The following is a 25,879-nucleotide window of genomic DNA, read 5'->3' on the forward strand; positions in this document are numbered from 1 at the left end:
AGGCGATGAAGTGAAAGTGCTGTCGCACATGGCCATCAGTGTCGCCCGACCCACCTTAAGCAGGCTCGCTCCCACAGAGGTCGGCGTGCACCGTAGCGCCAAGGTGGGGCGAGCCTGCTCGCGATGGGTTTTGAATCACTGACTGGAAATGGCTCCATCGACCAATGCCTGCGCCTCGACCACCAATTGCTTGAGGTGCTCATCACCGATGAAGCTTTCGGCGTAGATCTTGTAGATGTCTTCAGTGCCTGATGGCCGCGCGGCGAACCAGCCGTTTTCAGTCATGACCTTCAGGCCGCCAATGGCCTGGTCATTGCCCGGTGCATGGCTGAGGATGTTCTGGATGGTCTCCCCGGCCAACTCAGTGGAGGCAACCTGCTCCGGTGCCAGCTTGCTCAGCAGCGCCTTTTGTTGCGGGCTGGCCTTGGCATCGACGCGCACGGAGAACGGCTCACCCAGTTCATCGGTCAGGGCACGGTAGGCCTGGCTTGGGTCGCGACCGGTGCGCGCGGTCATTTCGGCCGCCAGCAACGCCGGGATCAGGCCGTCCTTGTCGGTACTCCACACACCGCCGTCCTTGCGCAGGAACGAGGCGCCGGCGCTTTCTTCGCCACCAAAGCCCAAGGAACCGTCGAACAAGCCGTCGGCAAACCACTTGAAGCCTACCGGCACTTCATACAGACGCCGCCCCAGGCGCTGGGCCACGCGATCGATCAGACCACTGCTGACCACCGTCTTGCCCACGGCGGCATCGGCGCGCCACTGTGGCCGGTTCTGGAACAGGTAGTCGATGGACACCGCCAGATAGTTGTTCGGCGCCAGCAAACCGCCGGACGGCGTCACGATGCCGTGGCGATCATGGTCCGGGTCGCAGGCGAAGGCCACATCGAAACGCTCTTTGAGGCCAATCAACCCCTGCATGGCATGGCTGGAGGACGGGTCCATGCGGATCTGTCCGTCCCAGTCGACGGTCATGAAGCGGAAGGTGGAATCCACCTGGGTGTTGACCACGTCCAGGTCCAGGCGGTAATGCTCGGCAATGGCGGGCCAGTAGCGCACCCCCGCTCCGCCCAGCGGGTCCACGCCCAGGCGCAAGCCGGCAGCGCGAATGGCATCGAAGTCGATGACATTGATCAGGTCCGCCACGTAGGTGTTGACGTAGTCGTGACGGTGAGTGGTGTCGGCCTTCAGGGCCTGCTCATAGCTGATGCGCTTAACGCCGGCCAACTGGCTTGCCAGCAGCTCGTTGGCCTTGGCTTCGATCCATTTGGTGATATGGGTATCGGCCGGGCCGCCGTTGGTGGGGTTGTACTTGTAGCCACCACTCTGCGGCGGATTGTGGGACGGGGTGATGACGATGCCGTCCGCCAGACCGGTGGTGCGCCCACGGTTGTAGCAAAGAATGGCGTGGGAGATCGCCGGCGTGGGCGTGTATTCATCTGCCTCGGCGATCATCACGGTGACCCCGTTGGCAGCGAATACCTCCAGCGCGCTGGCGCCTGCCGGGGTAGACAGCGCATGGGTATCGATCCCCAGGAACAAGGGGCCGTTGATGCCCTGGGCTTCACGGTACAAGCAGATCGCTTGGCTGATAGCCAGCACATGCCATTCGTTGAACCCCAGGTCGAAGGAACTGCCACGGTGACCGGAGGTGCCGAAAGCCACCCGTTGGGTCGAAACCGAGGCGTCGGGTTGGCCGGTGTAATAGGCCGTCACCAGTCGCGGGATATCGATCAACAACTCTGCCGGTGCCGGCTTGCCCGCAAATGGACTGACTGTCATGCAAAACCTCTGAATGGAGTGGCTCGATAAAATGGATGCAGTTTACTGACAGTTCGACCGTGGCGCGATGGGTTCGATCCATCGCCCTCCATTACGATTGCTCAAGTCTCAAGGCATCGGCCAGCGCACAGAGTGCAGTATCCAGATCGTGTGAACCGCTCAAGGCGTGGGTCAGGCGCAGATGTTGTGCGTACAGCCCTTGCAAACTGAACAGTTCCCCCGGCGCAATGACGATTCGTTGCGCAAGCAGCCGCTGGAACACCCGTCGCAGATCGACGCGTCGCGAAGATCGGGTCCAGATCGTTGCGCCCCCTTGGGGCTCCAGCCATTGCAGGCTGTCCCCCAGCCGCTCGCGCAGCATTTGCGTTGTCGATAGCGCACCTTCACGCAACAATCGTCGCAGCACCAGCAAGTGCTGATCGATCCGTCCGTTGCTGTACAAACGGGCAATGGCCTTCTGGCGAATCGGTGACAGACGAAACGCGCGTAGCAGGAAATGTCGCTGCAACTCCAGCGTCAGCTGTCGCGACAACACATAGCCGTAGGGGGCCTCGGGGCCGATGGTTTTTTCGAAAGTGGAATAGACGATCAGCCGGTCCGGGTCGAGCAAGTCTCGAAAGGGCGTCACCCCGGCTTCGAACGCCAGGTCTGTATAGCTGTCGTTCTCCAGCACCCATGTGCCGTGCAGATCCAGCAAGCGCGCGACGGCGCGACGGTTGTTTTCAGGAACGAGCGTGCCCCTGGGCATATTCAGGACCGAGGACAGGATGACCAGGCGTACCGCTTTACTCGTCAGCAATTGTTCCAGTTGCTCGACATCGATCTCCCCATCCGCCAGCAGTGGCAGTTCGATCACGTCGATATCGGCCGCCTGCAGCAAGCGCAGGACGGTCCAGTCGCAGGGTGATTCGATCAGCACCGTGGCGCCCTTGAGCGCCAACACGGCGATCAGAATCTCCAATACACCGCGCAGATCAGCGCCGATATAAACATCGTCGGCGTTCCAGCACCGGGCCGGCGAAGACGTGTAGCGAGCCGCCAGCGCGGTGCGCAGTTCCAGCTCGCCCCAAGGCTGCGAGGGCATTTGTGAAGAGCGCGGATACTGACGCAGCAGCTCACGCTCCAGTAACAACAGCGGGCTGTCCAGCGGTTGCATCGACGCAGGCTCGTCAGCGCTGAGTACCAGCATTCCCGGTCGTCGTGCATTGACATACAGGGTCTCGAGCAAATCATCACCGCCGCCCAGCGTCGCGACGCAGGGTACTGGCAACGCGTAATAACCGGATTTGGCGACCGAATAGACCCGCCCTTCCTTCTCCAGCAACGAATAAGCGTACTGGATGGTAGAGATCGACACGTTCAGGCGCTCGGCCAGTTGCCGTAACGACGGCAAACGCACTCGGGCGTCGGCGCCCAGTTCGTTGATCAGGGTGGTGAGGTAACGATAAACCGCCTGATACGCGAAGTCTGTTTCCCGGCAACCTTTCATGGGGTTGGGCCGGGCGACGTGGCGAATGAATCCGTCAAATCCTGCCCCTCAATGCCGTGCCGCACGTTCGCGCATGGCATCGTCGCCCTGCCCGGCTTCTTCAATGTCAATGTCATCGACAGGTTGCTGCGCATCCATCCCCGATGCCTGCTCCTGCTCCGGCGGCGTGATACTCGCCCGATACAGCTTGCCGAGCATATCGATGGACAGGCCACTGACGTCGACCATCCATTGCGCCACCTGATCGGCGATGGCCGCGCCCTGCATGGCCTTGTGCAGATCGGGCATCGCCACCAGCATGCCGGGATGACAGCAGCGCAGGAAGTGCTCCAGGCCAGCGCCTTGCTCCACGAAGGGCGCGAACAACATGCACACCAGTTGCGTTTCGTTGAGCCCCAGGGTCTTGTGCGCGTCGCTGGCGGCCTGGGCGCGCCGCTCGGGGATGGCCGTGGGTGGGCCGAACAGCATGCGTGCCTGCTCGCAGACGTGCTCGGGCAACTGCTTGCGATGCATGATCATGATCGCCCGTTGTACATAGTCGCCATAACCTGCCTCATAGCTGCGCCCCTGCAGATAACAGGCCTGCAGGCCATGCAGGTGAGCTGAGAGCAGTGGGCTCAGGTATTCGTTTTCCGGCGCCGATGCGACGAGTTCATCGGTCCGCACCCGAAGGAATTCACTGAACAGCGGCCAGTTGGTTTCTTGCGAACTGTCGACGATCAGGTCGTCGATACCGATGTGACTCACGCGCCGACACGCCTCGAAATGCCCCTCGGGTTTCCACGCGCCCTCGTGGTCCTGACCATAGAAGCCCAGGTAGGGATTAGCGCCCAAGGTATCGAGTTGCGCGAAGAGACTGTCGAAACCGCTGGACGGGTCAGTCGCCAGGCCGACCTTGCGGGCGGCACGTCGAAGGCCCGACATGAACTGTTTTTGCTCGCGAGGCGTATCACTGCTGACTAACGAGTCCACGCCGCGCTCCCAGCGAGCCATATGCCGATAGAACTCCGCCATCGCGAGGTAGCCGTGATCGCCTACTTCCAAGGGGCTGTCGATCGAGCGAAGGTGGCCCAGAACCAGCGTGTCCATGCGATTGGCCTCATGCCCGGCCGCCGACAATGGCTGCTTGTGATTGAACGGCACCACCTCGCGGTTATCCGCCATCAGCAGTTCCACCCGGGGGTCGTCGTAGACGAACAGCGCGCTGTAACAGCGGTGGATGTTTTCCAGGGTCGCCTGGGTGGTTTCGCTCAGGCGTGGCGTGGCGACACGCAAGTCGAAGGTCACCGGATGCCTGCCGGCGATGCTCAACTGTGCGGCCCGCAAGGCGGTCAGGACATAAAAACTGTCCCGGCTGCCGTTCTGGACCGTCAACACACGATAGTCGCCGATCCGGTCGATGCCGCCAGCGGCGACAATTAAACGCTGGATCAAAAGCTGCAACGCCGTCCGTTCCGCGCGGGAATAAAAACCTAACAGTCGCTGCAATATCTGTTGATACACGTGATTCATTGCCTGCTCATGAATTGAACTCATAGCCATATACCTGGAAATTCAAATATCGGCGTCGCACTGGCATAGCGTGTCCGGGCGACGGGTTGATCGGGAAGGTTGTTCTAGTACTGCAAAGAGTATTGGTAATACGCTCAAGCTTTGCTTGTCGTAATTATTTGATACATAAGCTGGGGAGTTCGCCCGCTTCGCCTCGGTACGTGTCTGCAAGCCGCTGAGGCATTGGGTTTCAGCGATTCCGCCCTGCGTCCTAGGAAGATTCCGACAGCATCCTTCAGACAATGAGTACGAAAAACAAAGAACATGCCTAACTTCAATTGTCCCCCTGCCCCAGTCAGTTTTTCCCACAGTCGATTGATGGCGTTAAAACAATTAACGCTTGATGCACCTTTGCCCGAAGGATGACGATTATCTAGAAACTTGTACTGCGCCACGACTTCTTCCTTGAGATGGAAATCAGCGTTCAATTATCAGGACTTAAATAACGATTAGAAGATACAGATTGAGGGCAAAAACCAGTTCAGTTCTCTGGGGATTAAACGCTTTTTGGGTGTTGAGTGAACTGGACCGCCCAGGCGAAGGCGTGATTGCCGCGCACCAGGGCGTCATTGCCGAACGGAGCGGCAATGGCAGAAGAAAGGAAGGAAAGCAGGTTCAGGCCGAAGGCAGCGCAAGAGTCGCCATGCTGACTCTTGCGCGGGGGAGGAATCAGGCGGGATCGACTACCTGAAGGGCGACGCGTTCACGGCAGGGGCATTCGCCCATGTAACGGTGGGCTTCGACAAACTCGGAGAATGGAAACACCCGGGTCTTGAGCGGCAACAGCACGCGATCGGCGGTCAGTTGATTGATATCACGCAGCGCCCGCTGCAATGCCACCTGGTCCTGGATGATGCCCAGTTCCGGCTTGCCGGTAAAATTGCCGATGCAGTGCACAAAGAACTGAATGTTCTTCTGGAACGCCGCACAGGCCGGGAACGGCGTCTGGTTGCCGCCTTGCAAGCCATACAGCACCAGACTGCCCCGCGGCGCCAGCACATCACCGAGCAGCGACATTTGCGGCCCGCCGAGGCCATCGAACACCACATCGACGCCACGGTTATCAGTGAGCTTGTTGATTTGCATCAGCAAGTCCTGCTCTTCGGTGACGATGACTTTTTCGGCGCCGAGCGACAGCAGGTACTCACGCTCATCAGCGGTCTTGGTGGCCGCGATCACCCGTACACCCAAGGCCTTGCCCAGTTGCACGAAGGATGGTCCGGCGCAATGACTGGCATCAGTGACCAGGGCAAACTGCCCCGGCTTGACCCGTGCCAGGTCCACGTAGGCGAAATAGGCGATCAGCAGTGGCGTGTAGTGCACAGCGGCTTCGATCGGGGTGAGCACGTCGGGATAACGGGTCAGCGCGGTACGCGGCAACACGATGATCTCACCGTACACCGGGTAATCGTTAGGGCTCTCGGCAGGGAAACTGGCCACTTTGTCGCCTACAGCCAGGTCGTCGACACCGTCTCCGACAGCCGTCACCACCCCGGCCATTTCATGACCAAGGCCCGACGGCAGGCGCGCCTGGGACGACGCCAGATTCTGGCGCCACAGGGTGTCATACCAGCTGATGCCGATCGCTTCGACACGGACCTGCACTTCTCCTGGCGCAGGAAGAGCCGCCGCATGCTCTTCGCATTTGAGCACCTCGGCACCACCAAACTTGTGAAAACGGATCGTGCGGGACATCGCAAACCTCGTCAAAGTAACCTCTAATGCCATGAACTCTATCCGGGCTTTGTACCCAAGACCATCAGTGGCTATTAATAGTCGACATGCCTGTCATTGATTCCGCAGCAAGAAAATGAACCCAGTCTTGTAGGGCCTATCCCTAAGAAAAAGCAATTAGCCGGTGCAGAGTACCAGTCTTTCCCCGTAAGATTCATGCCGGTCATTGTTCTCATATGGCCGCTCACGTCAAGCTTGCTGAATCTGCCAGGACCCCAGATGAATCGTAATGACCTGCGTCGTGTCGACCTGAACCTGTTGATCGTGTTCGAAACATTGATGCATGAACGCAGTGTGACCCGAGCCGCCGAGAAGCTGTTCCTCGGCCAGCCGGCCATCAGTGCCGCGCTGTCACGCCTGCGCAACCTGTTTGATGACCCACTGTTCGTGCGCACCGGTCGCAGCATGGAACCGTCGGCCCGAGCGGTCGAAATCTTCGCCCTGCTCTCCCCAGCCTTGGATTCGATCTCCACGGCGGTCAGCCGCGCGGCGGAGTTCGACCCGGCCACCAGCACCTCGGTGTTCCGCATCGGCCTGTCGGACGACGCCGAGTTCGCGCTGTTGCCGATGCTGCTCAAACGTCTGCGGGCCGAAGCTCCGGGGATTGTCCTGGTCGTGCGCCGGGTCAATTACATTCTGATGCCGGGCTTGCTGGCGTCCGGTGAAATCTCCATCGGAGTCAGCTACACCGAGGATCTGCCGGCCAACGCCAAGCGTAAAGTCTTGCGGCGCAGCATGCCCAAAGTGCTGCGGGCCGACACCGCGCCGGGCCGGCTGACCCTGGACGAATTCTGTGCCCGGCCCCATGCGCTGGTGTCCTTCGCCGGGGACCTGAGCGGTTTCATCGATGAAGAGCTGGAGAAACTGGACCGCAAGCGTCACGTGGTATTGGCCGTGCCGCAGTTCAATGGCCTGAGCACGTTGCTGGCGGGCACTGACATTATCGCCATCGTGCCCGACTACACCGCCGACGCACTGACCGCCGCTGGCGGCGTTCGCGCCGAAGACCCACCGATTCCGGTGCGCAGCTTCGAACTGCACATGGCCTGGCGCGGCTCCCAGGACAACGACCCGGGTGAGCGCTGGTTGCGTTCGCGGATTCAGATGTTCTTCGGGGATCCGGAAAGCCTGTAACAGAACTCCACCGAGTTTCGAAAAACGTTTAATACGACTGCACCGCAACGCGGTCCTATTTACACAGGTGTTGAGTGGCCTTAACAGCTTCAGTCGTTGAAACAGTCATGGCGCACTCAACAACGGATTACGCTCTCGACCTCGAAAAGTCCTAGGCTAGAGCTCTGATTTCTTCAGACTAAAACCTGTGTGGCATCACACTCTCCACTCCGCTGTAAGGCTCAAACCAATTCGGCTAAAGACGCCGGATTGAAGCCTTTCAGCTCCGCGTAATCGCCATTTTCCACTTTGGCGACCCAATCCTTGTCACTCAGCAGAACACGTCCTACGGCGATCAGATCAAACTCTTCGCGCTCCATACGCTCGACGAGCCGATCCAGGCTCGCAGGGGTTGAGCCCTGGCCGGCGAATGCGTGAGTAACGTCATTGTCCAGCCCGACCGACCCAACGCTAATGGTTGTCGCTCCAGTGACTTTCTTCGCCCAGCCCGCGCAGTTCAGCCCGTTCTCACCATCAATTTCGGGAAACTCAGGATCCCAGAAACGTCGCTGCGAACAGTGCAGAACATCAACACCTGCCTCAACCAACGGTAGCAGCCACGCTTCCATTAATGCTGGGGTCTCGGCGAGGCGCACTCCAAAGTCCTGCTGTTTCCACTGGCTGACGCGCATGATGATAGGGAATTCGGGCCCAACGGCATGACGAACGGCAGACACAATCTCAGCGGCAAAGCGCGAGCGCTCTTTGATCGTCAGTCCGCCATAACGATCGGTGCGCTGATTGGTGCCGGCCCAGAAGAACTGATCGATCAAATAACCATGAGCCCCATGGATCTCGACTGTGTCGAAACCCAGGCGTTTGGCATCCGCCGCTGCCTTGGCAAAAGCAGCAACCGTGTCCGCAATATCCTCTTCGCTCATTGCCACACCGCGCGGGTCGTTTGGCGAATCGAGGCCTGATGGGCTTTCAACCGGCGCATCAGGCTCCCAGCCGCTGACGTCACGCACAGCACCGGTGTGCCAGAGTTGCGGCCCCATACGGCCACCCGCGTTGTGAACAGAATCAATCACGTTCTTCCATCCAGCTAACGCTGCTTCACCGTGGAAAAAAGGAATGCCGGAACCGTTACGTGAAGCGGGACGATCAACGACGGTCCCTTCTGACAAGATCAACCCGACCCGCCCCTCGGCCCGCCGCCGGTAGTAGGCAGCGCTCCCGTCACCGGGGATGCCCTCCGGCGAAAATTGTCTGGTCATCGGCGACATGACAATCCGGTTTTTCAGTTCAAGCGATCGGATGGAAAAAGGGCGGAATAAAATGCTGGTATCAAGGTTTGACATTGGATGGACTCCGTTTGCTTTTGGAAGCCATATAAGTATATTTTGTAAACTAAATGTCAATTAGGCACCTAGAGTCGCCTAGGTATATATGAGGAAACTTCGATGCTGGAATTAAAGCCGCAATGTTTTTCGTCGGAGTGCCCAAGCCGGGCGCTGTTCGACCAGATCGCAGATAAGTGGTCAATGATGGTTCTGGCGGTGCTGGATGATGGCCCGCACCGTTTTAATGCCATCAAGCGTCGCCTGGAGGGCGTCACTCAGAAGGCACTGACACAGTGCCTGCGGCGGCTGGAACGAAATGGTCTCGTCTCGCGCAAGGTCATTTCGTTCTCGCCCGTGGCAGTCCAGTATGAGATCACCCAACTGGGTCGAACACTGCAGCAGCCATTTCGCGAATTGCATAAATGGACGCTCGACAAATTGCCTGAAGTTGAAGCGGCCCGGTTGAAGTTTGACGAGGCTGCGCAGGTAAGCCTACCAACGCCACATTAAGTGCCTAATTGACTCTAGGTTTATCTGCAACCGCCTGATCAAGTTGGTGATTGGGTCGCTTAATTAGTCGAGCCGCCCACCATTCTCCCGTGCGTGCTTGATGTCTCTCGAGGGTGGAGCTCCGAAACGCCGGGCATATTCGCGACTGAATTGAGCGACACTTTCATAGCCGACCCGCAAGGCGGCCGTGTTCACATCGAGCCTATCGGTCAACATCAGGCTGCGCGCGGCTTGCAGTCGTAACGATTTTTGATACTGGATGGGGCTGGTGCCTGTCAGCTTGCGAAACCGGTGATGCAGGGTAGAGCTGGCCATTCCTGATCGTTCGGCGAGGTCGGCTACGTGCAGCGGCTTGTCGTAGTGATATTTTAGCCATTCAATGGCTCTCACGATGCCCTTGTCTCTGTAACCCTCGCGAGTGACGCTGCGCAACAAATTCCCCGCCTCACTGAGCAGCAGCCTACCGTATATTTCCCGCTTGATAAGGCCGGACATCAAGCCTGCTTCAAGCGGCCGGTCGATCAGCGTGGAGAGTCGAGCGAACGCATCGAGCATCTCACTCGTCGCCACACCGGATACGAAGCCCCGCGCCTCAGTAGTCATTTCCTGCTTTGGCGGTTCCAGGGTCAGGATCACCTCGTTGAGCATGGCAAAATCGAGCTTCAACACAATTGATAAATAAGGGATTTGCTCGGTAGCCGCGGTAACGCGAGCCAGTGTGGGTATATCGACCGAAGTGACAAAAAACGCCCCTTGCTCAAACTCACAGGCTTGCTCGCCGAACGCGATCTCCTTTGCGCCCTGCAGAATGATGGCCACGCAAGGCTCATAAATGCAGTACTTGGGCGTACCTAGTTCGGCCACTCGATAAAAGGCCAAGCCTGGAATCGACGTTGTGCAAACCTCGTTCAACCCAATCTGCAGAGTGACTTTTTCGATAAGCCGCCTGAGTGCCTGGAGGCGTTCGTTGGGCTGAGCGGGTTCGTGCACGCTTGGCGAATGCACATGGCCGAAACCGAACTGCGAGAAAGAACCGCTCGTCATCACATGCGCCCCTGTTTACGGAATGTTCGAGTTTGCTGAGAGTGCGTGACCAGCACAAGTGCATCGGCAGGATTGTGCAAAAGATACGGCGCATTAGGGTCACCCGGCCGACCCTCGTTGTTCTAATTTCTATTACGAATGCTGGCTTCGATGAGCCCGTGAACCCTCAGTCGTGAAAGGAATGCTGGATGGACAGACGAGATTTTCTTACCTATTCGGCGGCGGGTGCTGTTGCAGCCGCTTTGCTGCCAGCATCGAGTGTCGCAAGTTCGCTGGCTACAGCCCCAGCGCCCTCTTCGCTGACAGAACGCGGAAGCGTGATGCCTACGCAAGGGCGGCTTGTGCGCACAGACCTGCCCCTCAATTTGCCCTCGCTTGCCATGAGATACATGACGCCTCAACGCTTTGGTATGGGCGGGACGCAGATTGGCAATATCTTTGCGCCAATCAGCGACGAGCAGGCGGCTTTGGTTCTACAGGCTGCTTGGGGTGCCGGTGTAAGGCTTTACGACACGTCGCCGTTCTACGGGTTTGGCTTGAGTGAATATCGTCTAGGCCGCTTCCTGCACGACAAAAATCCAGACGATTATGTGGTCTCTACCAAGGTCGGCCGCGTATTGACGGCCGCTGGTGGCCTACGTGCGGACCATGCTATCTGGAAGTCGCCGGCGCCCTTCAACTATCGATATGACTACACCGCAGCAGGCACGCGCCGCTCCGTGGAAGACAGCCTGCAGCGTCTGGGGTTACCCCGTATCGATATCGTCTTTATCCATGACATCTCGCCCGATAACACCGAGCTGGAAGGTGGATGGGAAGCGGCGTATCGAATAGCGCGCACTGGGGCGATGGTCGAGCTTGAAAAGATGCGTGATGAAGGGCTCATCAAGGCATGGGGCTTCGGAGTCAATACACCGAACGCCGTGGTTCAGGCACTGGCCAGTGATGACCCGACACCCGACATCGTATTGCTTGCCTGCCAGTATTCCCTCCTCGACCACAGCGATGCGTTGCGCAACACCTTTCCGGCATTGAGCAGCAAGGGCACCAGTGTCGTGGTTGGAACCCCCCTTAATGATGGATTTCTGGGAGGGCGCAGCCGATATAACTTCAGCCTGGATCTACCTGCCGGAGCGGTAGAAAAACGCGCGCGGATCATGGCGGTTGCCAGCCGACATGGCATCGACATTCATACTGCCGCCCTGCAGTTCGCCGCGGCACATCCGCAAGTGTCCGCAATCATTCCGGGTGCGCGTTCGCCGGGGCAGATAGTTTCCAATGTACAAGCGATGAAGGTCGGTATTCCGGCAGCCTTTTGGGAGGAGCTCAAGAGCCAGAGCTTGATCGATGCTCAAGCACCGGTTCCTTCCTGAGGAGAGTCCAAGCCCGTGCTACCTGCTGGATAAGAACACTAGCCTGAGGTCGTAATAAATGAAGATACGAACGTCTCTTATGTTTTTCGGCGGCCTGCTTGCACTCTCCAGCAGTGGACACTTACTCGCGGACACACTTGCGCTTAGCGTTCCCTTGCCTGATCCACTCCCACAGCTAAACGTTCTGACACTCCTTGTAGGTATACACCTGCTCGGTATGTGCTTCGGTCTCGGCGGAGCGACGATGCTAGACCTCTGGATTTTGCGGTGGATGCGTAGGGGTAGCCTCCCCGTTGAAATCGGACGCACCTTTCACTTCATCAGCGACGCGGTCACTACTGGACTATGCCTCCTGTGGCTTTCAGGCCTTGGTTTCCTGGCCCTTTACGCGATGGAGTCGCCGGAAAAGTTGGAAAACCCTAAACTCTGGGCGAAGGTCATTGTGGTGATCGTCCTGACCATCAATGGAATAATCATCCACGCGTTTGTGTTGCCAGAAGCACTACGCGACTTGAGTCGCCCCCTGCTCTTTGGCGTCTCCCGCAGCAGAGCTGCCTTATTTCTCGCATCCGGTGCAGTTTCGGGTGTGTCTTGGTACACCGCTTTTGCCTTCGGCATTTTCCGTGAGTTAAACAATACCGTCACATTCACCCTGCTGGTCATCATGTGGCTTACGCTGGTGCTAGCCGCCTCTCTCGCCGCAATTCTGCTCTGGTTAAACTCTGCAGCAGGCGCAAGAAAACTTCCTTCGCTCAGCCCTCCGACTTAAAAATAAAGAGTCTCTGTGCATATTCTCCAAGTTCGTATTCGATTTTGTCGTCGGGGCCAGCACAAGCCTGGCCGCGACATGCCTTCATGGGAATCGGCTCGTTGAAAGAATCATGCGTTCACATCTACGACGGTGCGCCCGCGAACCTTCCCTTCCAGCACCCGACCGGCGATTGCCGGAACTTCCGCCAGGCCCACAACTTGGGTGGTGCGGGCAAGCTTGTCCACGTCAAGGTCACGCGCCAGTCGTGACCATGCTTGCACGCGGGCACTCTGGGGAGCATTGACAGAATCGATACCGGCCAGGGTTACGTTACGCAGGATGAACGGCAGCACCGACCCTGGCAGATCTGCCCCCTGGGCCAAGCCGAAGGCGGCGACAACTCCCCGGTATTGGGTCTGAGCCAATGCATTGACCAGGGTATGACTACCGACAGAATCGACAACGCCCGCCCAGCGCTCCTTGCCAACCGGGGCACCTGCCTCGGAGAGGGTCTGGCGATCGATGACCTGTGTCGCGCCGAGCTCGTGCAGGTAGTCGGCTTCCTCTTGCCGCCCGGTCGAGGCGATCACGCGATACCCCAGGCCCGACAACAGCGCAATCGCCACCGAGCCGGCACCGCCGCTGGCGCCAGTCACCAGGATATCGCCGCGCTCGGGGCTCAGGCCGCCATGCTCCAACGCCAGCACGCTGAGCATTGCCGTGTAGCCCGCAGTGCCGATGGCCATGGCTTGCTGGGTTGAAAATGCCTCTGGGACCTTCACCAGCCAGTCACCACTCACCCGCGCTTTCTGCGCGAAGCCACCATGGTGGGTCTGGCTCAGCCCCCAACCATTGACCAGCACCCGGTCGCCGGCCGCGAAACCGGGATTGCTGGAGGTCTCGACGATACCGGCGAAATCAATGCCTGGGATCAACGGAAACTGGCGAATGACCGGCGAACGGCCGCTCAGGGCCAAGGCATCCTTGTAGTTGACGGTCGAGTACTCGATCACTACGGTCACGTCGCCTGGCATCAGATCCTCGTCCTTGAAGTCGACCAGGTGTGTCGCGATTGCATCGCCGGGTTTGGTGGTGAGCAAAGCCTTGAATGTCATTGTTTTTCTCCGGTTCGGATAAGCGGGTAATCCGCCCCCGCTTGTAGATGCATCAGGCAAACTGGTCAGTGTGCCTTTTGAGCATCGAGCTGCAGCGACATACGGATGTCTGCATCCAGCATTCGCTCCGGAGCAAAGCATCGCATGAATTGCATCCGGTTGGCGCTGATGGAGGGTTGAGCGGCATCCTCTGCTTGTGAAGAAGATGCCCTCCCATTTAGAACCAGGTTTCCATCTGTATGCCGTATTGCCACACGCCGCCTGCGTTGAAGTCAGACTTGCCGAAGGAATCGGAGGCGCTGTATCTGTCCAGATCCGAGGACCAGTTCATGACGCTGGCGAACACGCGCAGTTCGGGGCGTGTGAGAAGGTCTCCAAAATCAGGTTTGAAGGTCGGGGCGACCGTGAACTTCCAGAAGTTGCCGTCGACTGCATTGCGTTCCATGTAGCCCTTGGGATCGAGGTCCATGGTTTGCCAGCTCATCTCGTACGCCATCTCGAAATTGCTGTTGATTTCATTGGCCAGGCGCACGTTCAGTGTCATCCAGCGGTAGTCGTCGCCCTTGACGTACCGGTCCTTGCTCTGTTCGGCCAGTAAACTGGGACCGATGCGCCAGCCGGGGGCGATGGGCGTCTCACCATAGAGCGCCAGACGCAAAGCACGGGCGTCGTCGATCAGTTCGCCGTCCGAGCCGATGTTCTTGACCTCTGCCCCCAGGCCTTGCCCATAGAGCAACGCCGTTTTGAAGAAGCCTTCCCTGCCGAAAAAGTTCTTCTGGTGATTGGCCACCATGCTGTGCAGGCCGGAGTCCGCAGGTGTCAGGCCCGCCTCATTGTTGCGGGTGCCGATGTCGTTTTCTTTAGCGCCAATGGCGTTGAACATCCACTGCCACTGCCCATAGTCGAAGAACTGGTTGGAGGTCAGGATGTAGCTTTCAACATCGGCATTGACGCCGCCGTCACTGAACTCCCCGTAATTTCGCCCGATCAACGAGTAATTCGAGCGCCAGTTTTTGTTCATCTGCACGTCATAGATGCCACCGCCGGTGCCAGCCAGGTAGACGACGTCCGAGTCCAACCAGTGGATATCGAAATTGTCCCGGTCAAACCGCTTGCCTGCCCAGAGAGTGGAATTCTCAAACACCGAGTTCCCCTTGAACGCCGCGATGTGATCCAGTTCGGTAAACACCTGGCGCACGTTCAGGTTGCTTTCATCGGCCGTCCAGTCGTTGGAGCTTTCTACGCCATCGGCAATGGACACGGTGAATTTTGAGCGGGTGCCGTTCTGCGCGTATTGTTCTTTCGTCAGGTCGATCCGCATATAGGTGTCGTCCTCGTTCCCGAGTCGCCCCACGGCACCGCCGACGGAACCGGCCGGGGTGGTATAAGGGCCGCCACGACCACCACCCAGACCGTCATTGACCAGCAACCCCGAGCGGGCGTACCCCTTGAAGCTGAATCCGTCTGTGAGGGATGCGCCACTGTCTTGTTTTTCCAGGCTTTGTTGCCGGGCTTCGAGTTTTGCCAGCCGCGTGTCCAGCGTCGGCGTGGCAACGTTTGCAGTGGATGCCACCGGTTGGAGCGCGGGAGCGGCGAGTTTGAGTTGTTGCAGTTCCCTGGCCAGGGCCTGGGTTTGCTGTTCGGCAGCCGCGGCGCGTTTTTCCGCGGCGCTGGCACGGGCCTCGAACGCAGCCATGCGTTCTTCCAGCGTCGCAGCGTGAGAGGTGGCCGCCGCGGTGCCGAGCACGCCTGCGAGAAGCCAGCTTGATGCTTTCTGCATGTGGATTTCCCTGTTTTGTTTTTATTTTTGTGTTCCCGCAATGGTCTTTTTTCTTCGGCTTTTGAATTGTCAAAAACCGTGAAAAAAAGGATGCCTCATCGCTAATACGCTGCTACATTTGGCGATGTTAACGTTAACTTTTCTAAAAACAAAAATAAAGAGGGCTTTATGAAACAGCTCAAGTCGCTCCTTCCTGCTGCGCTGCTCGGCCTTTGTGTCGGGCTTCCATCCCTCTCGACTGCCGCCAATCTGACGATCTCCTGCGGTGCGGTGGGTGCTGAATTGCAGCTGTGCAAGGAGGCTGTCGAAGCGTGGTCGAAGCAGACCGGCAACAGCGTCGAAGTGGTTTCCACGCCTAACTCGGCCACCGAAAGGTTGTCGTTCTACCAACAAATCCTGAGCGCCCGATCCAGCGACATCGACATCATTCAAATCGATATGGTGTGGCCGGGGATGCTGGCCAACCATCTGATGGACCTGCGCGAGGTGCTCCCTGCCAACGCGACCGAGGGCTACTTCCAGGCCCAGGTGGATAACGCCACGGTGAACGGCCGGCTGGTGACGATGCCCTGGTTCACCGATTCGGGGCTGCTGTATTACCGCAAGGACTTGCTCGAGAAGTACCACAAACAGGTGCCGCAGACCTGGGAGCAAATGACTGCAACCGCCCGGGAAGTCCAACAGGCTGAGCGCAGCGCCGGGAACGCCAATGCCTGGGGGTACGTCTTTCAGGGCCGCGCCTACGAAGGTCTGACGTGTAATGCACTGGAGTGGATCAGCAGCCAGCCGCAAGGTGGGCTGGTCAATCCACAGGGCGATATCGTGGTCAATAGCCCGGCCGCAAGAACCGCGCTGACGTTGGCCAAGAGCTGGGTAGGAGACATCTCCCCACGTGGCGTACTCAACTACACCGAGGAAGAAGGACGAGGTGTATTCCAGTCGGGCAATGCGCTGTTCATGCGTAACTGGCCGTATGTCTGGGCCCTGGTACAAAGCCCGGACAGTGTCGTAAAAGACAAGGTCGGCGTGGCGCCCCTGCCCCGCGGTGGCGAGACCGGCACCCACGCCTCCACCCTGGGTGGCTGGGGCCTGGCGGTGTCGCGTTACAGCGCCAATCCAAAGCTTGCCGCGCAGCTGGTGAGCTACCTGAGCAGTGCTCAGCAGCAGAAACATCGTGCCCTGGTCGGCGCCTATAACCCGGTGATCGAGTCACTTTATCAAGACCCCGAGCTGCTCGCGGCGATGCCTTATTACAGTCAACTGCGCAGCATTCTCAAGGATGGGGTCATGCGCCCCGCCTCGATTACCGCCGATCGCTATCCACGTGTCTCCAATGCCTTCTTCGATCAAGTGCATGGCGTGCTGGCCGGCGAGGTGCCGGTCGATCAGGCGCTGGCGGAGCTGGAAAGCGAACTGACACGCATCAAGCGCCGGAACTGGTAAGCCACAAGGAAGGAAATTCACCATGTCTGTCTCCACTACCCTGGCGTCCGGTGACGAGCTGCTGCCCGCTCTGGAAACGCCGGTACAACGCCGCCGGGTTCGCGCCGCCTGGCTGTTCCTGACTCCGATGCTGCTGTGTCTGGCCCTGGTGGCGGCCTGGCCGCTGCTGCGTACATTCTGGTTCAGCCTGACCGACGCCAGCCTGGCGGACACCGGTGACGCAAGTTTTATCGGCCTGAGCAATTATCTGCTGCACAGCAGCACCGGTTGGTCGGGCATCCTGGTCGATCCACAATGGTGGAACGCGGTGCGCAACACCCTGCATTTCACTGTGGTCTCAGTGGGGTTGGAAATGGTGCTGGGGCTGTTGGTGGCGCTGCTGCTGAACGTCAAGTTCACCGGGCGCGCCTTGGTGCGGGCATTGATTCTGATTCCCTGGGCGATCCCCACCATTGTCTCGGCGAAAATCTGGTCTTGGATGCTCAACGACCAGTTCGGCATCATCAATCATCTGATGCTGGGCGCCGGCCTGATTGACGCGCCCCTGGCCTGGACGGCAGACGCGGACCTGTCGATGTGGGCTGTGATCATCGTCGACGTCTGGAAGACCGTCCCGTTCGTCACGCTGCTGATGCTGGCAGCCTTGCAGATGTTGCCGGGCGATTGCTACGAAGCCGCCCGCGTCGATGGCATTCACCCGTTGAAGGTGTTCTGGCGAGTCACCCTGCCGCTGCTGATGCCTGCGCTGCTGGTGGCGGCGATTTTCCGCATCCTCGATTCGTTGCGGGTGTTTGACGTCATCTATGTGCTGACCTCCAACTCGTCGAGCACCATGAGCATGTCGGTGTACGCCCGCCAGCATCTGATGGAGTTCCAGGACGTCGGCTACGGCAGCGCGGCCTCGACCTTGCTGTTTCTGGTCGTCGCAGTCATCGCCATGATTTATCTGTACCTCGGACGCCGTCAAATGGAGGTTCGCTCATGAGCCCGCGCCTACTCAAAAAAGCGCTGTTGCGCGTCGGATTCTGGTGCCTGATCGGGATTTTGCTGCTGTATGCGGTGTTCCCTTTCTACTACGCCATCGTGACGTCGCTGAAGCCGTCCAGTGCCTTGTTCCAGGTGAGCTACTGGGTCGACAACCCCGACTTCTCCAACTATGCCGCCGTGCTCCACCAGGCCTCGTTCCTGCGGGCGATCGGTAACTCGCTGGTGGTTGCCCTGAGTGTGGTCGGGCTGGCGCTGTTCCTCAGCCTGACCGCCGCCTATGCCTTGGGCCGGGTGAAGTTTCGTGGACGCGGCGCGGTGTTGATAATGGTTCTGGGCGTGTCGATGTTTCCCCAGGTCGCGGTGCTGTCAGGGCTGTTCGAGGTGATCCGTGCCCTGGGCCTGTACAACACGCCCTGGGCGCTGATCCTGAGCTACACGATCTTCACCCTGCCCTTCACCGTCTGGGTGCTGACCACGTTCATGGGCCAACTGCCCCATGAGCTGGAAGAGGCGGCGATCATGGACGGTGCTTCGCCCTGGGTCACCCTGACCCGCGTGTTGTTGCCGCTGCTCTGGCCTGCGCTAGTCACCACCGGCCTGCTGGCTTTCATTGCTGCGTGGAACGAGTTCCTGTTTGCCCTGACCTTCACCCTCACCGACACGCAGCGCACGGTGCCGGTAGCCATCGCCCTGATTTCCGGCGGCAGCTCCCATGAATTGCCTTGGGGGCTGTTGATGGCCGCTTCGGTGCTGGTCACCGTCCCACTGGTGATTCTGGTGCTGATCTTCCAGCGCCGAATCGTTTCCGGTCTCACTACCGGTGCGTTAAAGGGTTGATGCCCAACAAAGACAAGGAACAGCATCGTGATCAAGTTGAAGCTAGACAACGTGAACAAACAATTGGGCGGCATGCGCATTCTTCGCGACGTCAGCCTGGAAATCGCCGCCGGTGAATTCGTGGTGTTCGTCGGCCCCTCGGGCTGCGGAAAATCCACCCTGCTGCGACTGATCGCCGGGCTGGATTCCATCTGCGCTGGCGACCTGCTGATCGACGGGCGTCGGGTCAATGACCTGGAGCCGCGCGAGCGTGGCGTCGGCATGGTGTTTCAGTCCTATGCCCTCTACCCGCACATGAGCGTCTACGACAACATCAGTTTTGGTCTCAAGTTGGCCAAGACCGAAAAGACCAGCCTGCGCGAGCGCGTGCTGAAAACCGCGCAAATCCTGCAGTTGGACAAACTGCTGCAACGCAAACCCAAGGAATTATCGGGTGGCCAACGTCAGCGGGTGGCCATGGGCAGGGCTATGGCACGGGAACCGGACATCTTGTTGTTCGATGAGCCGCTGTCCAATCTGGACGCCTCTTTGCGGGTGCAAATGCGCAACGAAATCGCCAGGCTGCATGCCCGACTGGGCACGACCATGATCTACGTGACCCACGATCAGGTTGAGGCGATGACCCTGGCCGACAAGATTGTCGTGCTCAATGGCGGACGTATCGAGCAGGTTGGCTCGCCGCGGGAACTCTACGAACGCCCGGCGACTCGTTTTGTCGCCGGTTTCCTCGGCTCGCCAAGGATGAACTTTCTTGCAGCGTTCCTGCATACGCCAGGCGCAAGCAGCCTGGTTGAAAGCCTGGTATTGGGCAGGACCACCCTGCCCTTTGACAGCTCAAGCCTGGCGGCGAACAGCCAACTGAGCCTGGGGATTCGCCCGGAACATGTAGCACTCAAGGCGGCACAGGGCACTGCCGGCATCGCCGTGATCGGGGTCGAATACCTGGGCAGCGAAACCTATGTGCACCTCGATACCGGTCAGGATGAGCCAATGATCTGTCGCTGTGAGGTCCACGCCGGGTGGCGAGTGGGTGATCGGGTCGAACTGCAGGTGGAGATCGATAATCTGCACTTGTTCGATGCCGACGGCACGGCCTTGAGGCGCCACCCACAATCCCTCGAAACCCCGTTGGATGACATTGCCCAGCGCTCGGTACGAGCAGGCGCCCTATGACCGTGTGTGTGAATCCCATGAACGCTCCAATATCCGCGACCCTTGAGCTTGCGCAACAGGCGCTGAGCGCGGGCCTGTCTCGCGTCACCGATGACTATCGCCCCGACTATCATCTTGCCCCGCCCGCAGGCTGGATGAACGACCCTAACGGAGTGGTGTACTTTCGCGGCGAGTATCACGTGTTTTATCAACATCACCCCTTCGACGCGAAATGGGGCCCGATGTATTGGGGGCATGCCAAGAGTGCTGACCTGGTCCATTGGCAGCACCTGCCCATCGCACTGGCGCCAGGCGATGACTTTGACCGCGACGGGTGTTTTTCCGGCAGTGCGGTGGTGTGTGGCGACACGTTGGCGTTGATCTACACCGGGCACACCTGGCTGGGGGAAGTGGGTGACGAACGCCAGATCCGCCAGGTCCAGTGTCTTGCCACCAGCGTCGACGGCATCCGGTTCGTCAAGCAGGGTGTCGTCATCGAGACCGCACCGCAAGACACGATCATGCATTTTCGTGATCCCAAGGTCTGGAAGGACAACGACTATTGGTACCTGATTGCCGGCGCACGCCTGGGCGATACGCCTTTACTCCCCTTGTACCGCTCCACCGATCTGCGCGCCTGGGAGTTCCTTGACTATGTAGCCCGCGGCAACGAGGGCGATGGCTATATGTGGGAGTGCCCGGACCTGTTTCGCCTCGATGGGCGCGACGTGCTGCTGTACTCCCCCCAGGGCATGCGCCCCGAGGGTTACGAGCGGCTCAACAAGTACCAGACCGGTTATCGCGTGGGGCAACTCGACAGCCAATGGCACTTCAGCGGCGGCCCGTTTATCGAGCTGGATAACGGCCATGACTTCTATGCTGCGCAAACGCTGGTGGCTGCTGACGGTCGGCGCCTGGTGTGGGCGTGGCTCGACATGTGGGAAAGTCCGATGCCGAGCCAGGCCCATCACTGGTGCGGCATGCTCGGCCTACCCCGGGAACTGCAGTTGCATGCCGACCGCCTCAGGGTGTTTCCGGCCCGGGAATTGACCGCTTTACGCAAGGCACCGCTGCCGCACACCTCTGCGTGGGTTGGACCGGGCTACGAATGGGTGCCACAGGTCAATGGCGACAGGCTCGAGCTCCATGTGCATCTGGATTTGCTCGGCTGCGCCGAAGGTCACCTGGGTATCGCCTTGCGTTGCAGTGCCGAGGGCGACGAACAAACCCTGCTCTATTACGACGCTTCGCTGCAGCGCCTGGTACTGGATCGCAGTCGTTCGGGCGCGCAGGTGAGCGGTCAGCGCAGCGTGGCGATAGACCACGCCCAGAAGTCCTTGCACCTGCGGGTGTTTCTGGATCGTTCGTCCATCGAGGTGTTTGAGCAAGACGGCCGCTTCAGCCTCAGCAGCCGCGTCTATCCGCGGCCCGACAGCCTGGGGGTAAAACTATTGGCAAGCGGGGCTGGCGGACGCGTCTCCATTGGTAATGCATGGCCGCTGGCTTCCGCATGGCTATGAGCAATGTCATTCGAGTCGCGACAAGCCCGGAGCCTGTGTCATGATTCGGCGTCAACCTGACTGGCCGCACCTCGCATGACTTCAGTGAAAGACGTTGCACAGCTGGCCGGCGTGTCCCTGATGACGGTTTCTCGAGCGCTCAACAATCCGGAAAAACTGAGCCCCGAAACCCTTCAGCGGGTGCGTCGCGCCATTGACGAACTGCAATTCGTACCGAGCCTTTCGGCGCGCAGGATGCGCGGGGACAATCTCCAGGCGCGAACCATCGGTGTGTTCGCACTGGACACCGCGACCACACCTTTCGCAGTCGAGCTGCTGCTGTCCATCGAGCAGACCGCGCAGCAAGCCGGTTGGAATGTGTTTATCCTCAACCTGTTGAGCAACCCGCCCACCGAGCAGAACATTGATCTGATGATGTCGCACCGTCCCGACGGGTTGATCTTCAGTGCCATGGGATTGCGCCAGGTGAGCATCCCCGAGCGCCTGAAAAGCAAACCACTGGTACTCGCCAACTGCCTGGCCGATGACACTCGCCTGGTCAGCTATGTGCCCGACGATGAAACGGGGCAGCATCGAGCGGTGCATCACGCCTTGAGCCAAGGCTATCGGCGCCCTCTATGTATCAATCTGCCAAAACAGAGCCTTGCCTGGAGCCTGCGACAAGAAGGTTTGCAACGTGCCTGCCAGGCCTTTGGGCTGGCGCCTGAAGCACTCCTGCAATACGACCTTTCCGATCACGATGCCTACGGTGAAACCGCAGCCATTCTCGACCGGCACATCATCGAGGGGCGTCCGCAGTTCGACATTCTGATCTGCGGCAACGACCGTATCGCCTTCTGTGCCTATCAGTTGTTGTTGGGCCGTGGCCTGAAGATTCCCGGCGATGTTGCGGTGCTCGGCTATGACAACATGATCGGCATCGCCGAGCTGTTCATTCCGCCACTGACCACGGTCCAACTGCCGTACTACGAGATCGGTCGCAGGGCTGCCCGGCACTTGATCGAGAACCTCGAGGTGTCGGGCGCCCAGCCAGTAGATTGCCCATTGGTAGTCAGGGCGTCGCTGTAAGCCGAGTCTGTATTGGGCACGCTCTGAGCTGTCTCAAAGCGTCCGGAGACTGCTTTGTCAAGCAATCAGATCGTTGGCACTGAAGGTATTGACGCCCAGTAGCTGGATTTCGAAATCCGCCTCCAGATTGCCGTTGATGTTGCCGTAAAGCACCTGATCGACGAAGCGCAGTTGTCCCGCGCCAGTGAAGTCGTTCGAGTCGATGAAGCTGAACCCGTTGATTGGCGTGGTCAGGGTATTGGCATCCAGTTTCGACAGGTCAATCTTATCGCCCAGGATGCTGCTGAAGTCGGTAATGACGTCGCGAGCGCTTCCCTTACCCAGTTCATTCAGCGCACTGAAAACAAATCGATCGGCTCCAGTGCCGCCAGTGAGCGTGTCACTGCCAATGCCGCCGATCAGCGTGTCGTTGCCTGCGCCGCCGTTGAGTTTATCGTTGCCTGCTCCGCCGTTCAGCACGTTGTTGCCGGTGTTGCCGGTCAGCACGTTGCCCAGGGCGTTGCCAGTACCGTTGAGGTGGGTAGTGCCCGTCAGGGTCAGGTTTTCCAGGTTGGCACCCAGGCTCCAACTCACCGAGGAGCGCACGGTATCGATCTCGCTAACCGTGGTACTGGTTTCGCGGACGATGTCCCTGAGGTTGTCGACCACGTAAGTGTCCTTGCCCGTGCCACCGATCAGCGTGTCGATACCACTGCCACCGTCCAGGGTGTCGTTACCTGCTCCACCGTTCAGCACATTGTTGCCGACGTTACCAATCAGCACGTTACCCAATGTGTTGCCGGTGCCATTGAGGTGGGTACTGCCGATCAGGGTGAGGTTTTCCAGGTTGGCACCCAGGGTCCAGCTCACCGAGGAGCGTACGGTATCGATTTCGCTGGCCAGGGTGCTGGTTTCGCGGACGATGTCCCTGAGGTTGTCGACCACGTAGGTGTCATGGCCGGTGCCGCCGATCAGCGTGTCGATACCGCTGCCCCCGTTCAGGGTGTCGTTGCCGGCGCCTGCGTTGAGCACGTTATTGCCCGCATTGCCGGTCAGTACGTTACGCAGGGCATTACCGGTGCCACTGAGGTGAGCAGTGCCTATCAGGGCGAGGTTTTCCAGATTGGCACCCAGGGTCCAGCTCACCGAGGAGCGCACGGTATCGATTTCACTAGCTAGCGTGCTGGTTTCGCGGACGACATCCCTGAGGTTGTCGACCACGTAGGTGTCGTTGCCGGTGCCGCCGATCAGCGTGTCGATACCAGTGCCACCGTTCAGCAGATTGTTGCCGACGTTGCCCATCAGCACGTTGTTCAGGGCGTTGCCGGAGCCACTGAGGTGGGCAGTACCGATCAGGGCGAGATTTTCCAGATTGGCCCCCAGAGACCAGCTCACCGAGGAGCGCACCGTATCGATTTCACGGGCCAAAGTGCTGGTCTCACGAACGATGTCCCTGAGGTTGTCGACCACGTAGGTGTCATTGCCGGTGCCACCAATCAGCGTGTCGATACCACTGCCACCGTCCAGTGTGTCGTTGCCTGCTCCTGCGTTGAGCACGTTATTGCCCGCATTACCCGTCAGGACGTTACGCAGGGCATTACCGGTGCCGCTGAGGTGAGCAGCGCCGGTCAGGGCAAGGTTTTCCAGATTAGCGCCCAGGGTCCAGCTCACCGAGGAGCGCACCGTATCGATTTCACTGGCCAGGGTGCTGGTCTCACGAACAATGTCCCTGAGGTTGTCGACCACGTAGGTGTCATTGCCGGTACCACCGATCAGCGTGTCGATCCCGCCGCCGCCGTTCAGCAGGTTGCTGCCGGCGTTACCAACCAGTACGTTGCCCAGCGTGTTGCCGGTGCCATTGAGTGAAGCTGACCCGGTCAGCGTGAGGTTTTCCAGATTGCTGCCCAGGGTCCAGCTCACCGAGGAGCGCACCGTATCCACTTCGCTGGCCAGGGTGCTGGTTTCGCTGATCAGGTCCCTGATGTTATCGACCACGTAGGTGTCGTTGCCGGTGCCACCGATCAGCGTGTCGATACCACTGCCGCCATCCAGGGTGTCGCTGCCCGCGCCTCCTGAAAGGATGTTGGCGCCAGCATTACCGGTGATGCGGTTGTTCAGCGCGTTGCCGGTACCGTTGAGGTTGCCGGTGCCGTTCAGTGTCAGGTTCTCAAGGTTGCTGCCAAGAATGTAGTTGATTGATGAAACAACGCTGTCGATTCCGCTATTGAGGGCACTGCTTTCCTGAACCACGTCACCGCTGTTGTCGACGACGTAAGTATCGTTACCCGCCCCGCCGATCATCAAGTCCTTGCCGGCACGGCCATTCAGCAGGTTGTTTAGTGCGTTACCAATGAGCGTGTCGTCATTGGCCGAGCCGACTGCGTTTTCAATTTTTGCGCCATAGGCGATCGCCAGCCCGTCGTTGAACGCCGCCTGGGTGTCTAGGTCGATGAACGCTTGCCCGATTTTGCTGAACTGGCCTTCATTCAGATTGATGCGCACCGCTGCGAGCTGATTGGTGGCATCGATAGTGTCATTGCCGCCGGCGTCCCAAATCGTTTCGAAAACCGATTGGTCTGCCGCCCAACTGTATGTGTTGTTGCCGGTCTGCCACTGAGTGTTGGCCCCATAGAGACTCTGGATGGCGGCAATGTCCAGCAGCATGGGCGTGGTTGGCTCATAGGAATAAGCACTGTCGTAACTCATGATGGTATAGCGGACATCATCGAACTGAGGTGCGAGTACCGTGGGGTTTGACAGGCTTTGCGAGAACGGGTGCTTGAGGCCCAGAGCATGGCCGATCTCATGCATAAAAGTCAGATAGTCGTACGTGCCTTTGACCGGAGTCGGGTCGTTCGTCACTGGCCCGATCCAGACATCACCGGCACTGGGTGTGTGAGCGGGAAAATAGCCCCAGGCAGCGGTGTCTTCGTCCATATCCAGATAGCCGCCGAAGCGCAGATCACCGACGTTGGTGGAGGACTCGCTGACCCGTGTGAATTTGAGGTTGGCGACCGAACTCCAGGTGCCGAGCGCGCTGACGATGGCGTTTTGCTGCGCTGACGTCAGGAGATAGATGGACTCATATTCACTATCACTGCTGTAATTGATGGCGAAACGTGAGTCCGCCGTGACGAAGCTATACGTCAGGGGCGTGGTAAACGTGCCGGTGCTCCACGAGTTGCCCATCCAATAGGTGCCATAAAGCAAGCTATTGACTTGCGCATTGCCGGTCAGCTTTGCGGACGAAACAAACGAGTAACCAACGGGATGGGGCATGTAAAGCTTCCTTGGGCAGTCTGTGGCCT

19 protein-coding genes are annotated in these 25,879 nt (G+C 59.1%); 10 read left to right on the plus strand and 9 right to left on the minus strand.

What is annotated here, in order from left to right:
• Nucleotides 1–135 precede the first annotated feature (135 nt).
• The 4 genes from pgm to GKKCFE_RS11615 form a co-directional block, all read right to left on the minus strand.
• Nucleotides 136–1,782 carry a phosphoglucomutase (alpha-D-glucose-1,6-bisphosphate-dependent) gene (gene pgm, locus GKKCFE_RS11600; protein WP_445577873.1) on the minus strand — a complete coding sequence of 549 codons (1,647 nt, stop codon included), beginning with the start codon at nucleotides 1,780–1,782 and terminating at the stop codon, nucleotides 136–138.
• Nucleotides 1,783–1,873: 91 nt separating this feature from the next.
• Nucleotides 1,874–3,271 (minus strand): aminotransferase-like domain-containing protein, encoded by a 1,398-nt coding sequence (locus tag GKKCFE_RS11605; RefSeq protein WP_445577874.1) that lies wholly within the window; start codon nucleotides 3,269–3,271, stop codon nucleotides 1,874–1,876.
• A 48-nt stretch (nucleotides 3,272–3,319) separates the two neighbouring features.
• The gene (locus tag GKKCFE_RS11610) at nucleotides 3,320–4,807 is read right to left on the minus strand and encodes a hypothetical protein (RefSeq protein WP_445577875.1); all 1,488 of its coding nucleotides are present in this window, start codon (nucleotides 4,805–4,807) and stop codon (nucleotides 3,320–3,322) included.
• 684 nt (nucleotides 4,808–5,491) lie between these two features.
• Nucleotides 5,492–6,517, minus strand: coding sequence for a zinc-dependent alcohol dehydrogenase family protein (locus tag GKKCFE_RS11615; RefSeq protein ID WP_047226435.1), 1,026 nt, complete (start codon nucleotides 6,515–6,517; stop codon nucleotides 5,492–5,494).
• Between the two features lie 258 nt (nucleotides 6,518–6,775).
• Here GKKCFE_RS11615 and GKKCFE_RS11620 point away from each other — a divergent pair, with 258 nt between their 5' ends.
• On the plus strand, nucleotides 6,776–7,690 hold the full coding sequence (locus GKKCFE_RS11620; protein WP_160892762.1) for a LysR family transcriptional regulator: 915 nt from the start codon (nucleotides 6,776–6,778) through the stop codon (nucleotides 7,688–7,690).
• A gap of 221 nt (nucleotides 7,691–7,911) precedes the next feature.
• Here GKKCFE_RS11620 and GKKCFE_RS11625 read toward each other — a convergent pair whose 3' ends face one another.
• Nucleotides 7,912–9,030, minus strand: a complete 1,119-nt coding sequence (locus GKKCFE_RS11625) for an NADH:flavin oxidoreductase (RefSeq protein WP_288910847.1) — start codon at nucleotides 9,028–9,030, stop codon at nucleotides 7,912–7,914.
• Nucleotides 9,031–9,132: 102 nt separating this feature from the next.
• Here GKKCFE_RS11625 and GKKCFE_RS11630 point away from each other — a divergent pair, with 102 nt between their 5' ends.
• Nucleotides 9,133–9,522, plus strand: a complete 390-nt coding sequence (locus GKKCFE_RS11630) for a winged helix-turn-helix transcriptional regulator (RefSeq protein WP_445577876.1) — start codon at nucleotides 9,133–9,135, stop codon at nucleotides 9,520–9,522.
• 63 nt (nucleotides 9,523–9,585) lie between these two features.
• Here GKKCFE_RS11630 and GKKCFE_RS11635 read toward each other — a convergent pair whose 3' ends face one another.
• On the minus strand, nucleotides 9,586–10,566 hold the full coding sequence (locus GKKCFE_RS11635; RefSeq protein WP_445577877.1) for an AraC family transcriptional regulator N-terminal domain-containing protein: 981 nt from the start codon (nucleotides 10,564–10,566) through the stop codon (nucleotides 9,586–9,588).
• A gap of 188 nt (nucleotides 10,567–10,754) precedes the next feature.
• On the opposite strand from GKKCFE_RS11635, the gene GKKCFE_RS11640 reads away from it, so the two are divergent.
• Nucleotides 10,755–11,939: an aldo/keto reductase gene (locus GKKCFE_RS11640; protein WP_445577878.1), complete on the plus strand. Its 1,185-nt coding sequence runs from the start codon at nucleotides 10,755–10,757 to the stop codon at nucleotides 11,937–11,939.
• A 244-nt stretch (nucleotides 11,940–12,183) separates the two neighbouring features.
• A complete protein-coding gene (locus GKKCFE_RS11645) occupies nucleotides 12,184–12,708 on the plus strand; it encodes a hypothetical protein (RefSeq protein ID WP_445577879.1) in 525 nt (174 codons plus the stop codon).
• Between the two features lie 110 nt (nucleotides 12,709–12,818).
• On the opposite strand, the gene acuI is transcribed toward GKKCFE_RS11645, so the two are convergent.
• Both acuI and GKKCFE_RS11655 read right to left on the minus strand, forming a co-directional pair.
• Complete coding sequence (gene acuI / locus GKKCFE_RS11650; RefSeq protein WP_417692423.1) at nucleotides 12,819–13,805, minus strand: acrylyl-CoA reductase (NADPH); 987 nt, start codon at nucleotides 13,803–13,805, stop codon at nucleotides 12,819–12,821.
• A 217-nt stretch (nucleotides 13,806–14,022) separates the two neighbouring features.
• A complete protein-coding gene (locus tag GKKCFE_RS11655; protein ID WP_445577880.1) occupies nucleotides 14,023–15,585 on the minus strand; it encodes a carbohydrate porin in 1,563 nt (520 codons plus the stop codon).
• Nucleotides 15,586–15,753: 168 nt separating this feature from the next.
• Between GKKCFE_RS11655 and GKKCFE_RS11660 the strand changes: the two genes are divergently transcribed.
• The 6 genes from GKKCFE_RS11660 to GKKCFE_RS11685 all read left to right on the plus strand — a co-directional run bounded on the left by GKKCFE_RS11660 (nucleotide 15,754) and on the right by GKKCFE_RS11685 (nucleotide 22,592).
• On the plus strand, nucleotides 15,754–17,028 hold the full coding sequence (locus tag GKKCFE_RS11660) for an ABC transporter substrate-binding protein (protein ID WP_107322466.1): 1,275 nt from the start codon (nucleotides 15,754–15,756) through the stop codon (nucleotides 17,026–17,028).
• Between the two features lie 22 nt (nucleotides 17,029–17,050).
• Nucleotides 17,051–18,013, plus strand: coding sequence for a carbohydrate ABC transporter permease (locus GKKCFE_RS11665; RefSeq protein ID WP_139050078.1), 963 nt, complete (start codon nucleotides 17,051–17,053; stop codon nucleotides 18,011–18,013).
• The gene (locus GKKCFE_RS11670; RefSeq protein WP_445577881.1) at nucleotides 18,010–18,852 is read left to right on the plus strand and encodes a carbohydrate ABC transporter permease; all 843 of its coding nucleotides are present in this window, start codon (nucleotides 18,010–18,012) and stop codon (nucleotides 18,850–18,852) included. Before GKKCFE_RS11665 ends, GKKCFE_RS11670 begins: the two co-directional genes overlap by 4 nt.
• Nucleotides 18,853–18,879: 27 nt before the next feature.
• A complete protein-coding gene (locus GKKCFE_RS11675; RefSeq protein WP_107322464.1) occupies nucleotides 18,880–20,025 on the plus strand; it encodes an ABC transporter ATP-binding protein in 1,146 nt (381 codons plus the stop codon).
• Nucleotides 20,022–21,524, plus strand: a complete 1,503-nt coding sequence (locus GKKCFE_RS11680) for a glycoside hydrolase family 32 protein (protein WP_439124950.1) — start codon at nucleotides 20,022–20,024, stop codon at nucleotides 21,522–21,524. The genes GKKCFE_RS11675 and GKKCFE_RS11680 overlap by 4 nt, the downstream gene beginning before the upstream one ends.
• A 75-nt stretch (nucleotides 21,525–21,599) precedes the next feature.
• Nucleotides 21,600–22,592, plus strand: coding sequence for a LacI family DNA-binding transcriptional regulator (locus GKKCFE_RS11685; RefSeq protein WP_445577882.1), 993 nt, complete (start codon nucleotides 21,600–21,602; stop codon nucleotides 22,590–22,592).
• Nucleotides 22,593–22,649: 57 nt separating this feature from the next.
• Here GKKCFE_RS11685 and GKKCFE_RS11690 read toward each other — a convergent pair whose 3' ends face one another.
• Nucleotides 22,650–25,850: a M10 family metallopeptidase C-terminal domain-containing protein gene (locus tag GKKCFE_RS11690; RefSeq protein ID WP_445577883.1), complete on the minus strand. Its 3,201-nt coding sequence runs from the start codon at nucleotides 25,848–25,850 to the stop codon at nucleotides 22,650–22,652.
• Nucleotides 25,851–25,879 lie beyond the last annotated feature (29 nt).

This window comes from Pseudomonas sp. E141, assembly GCF_052659885.1.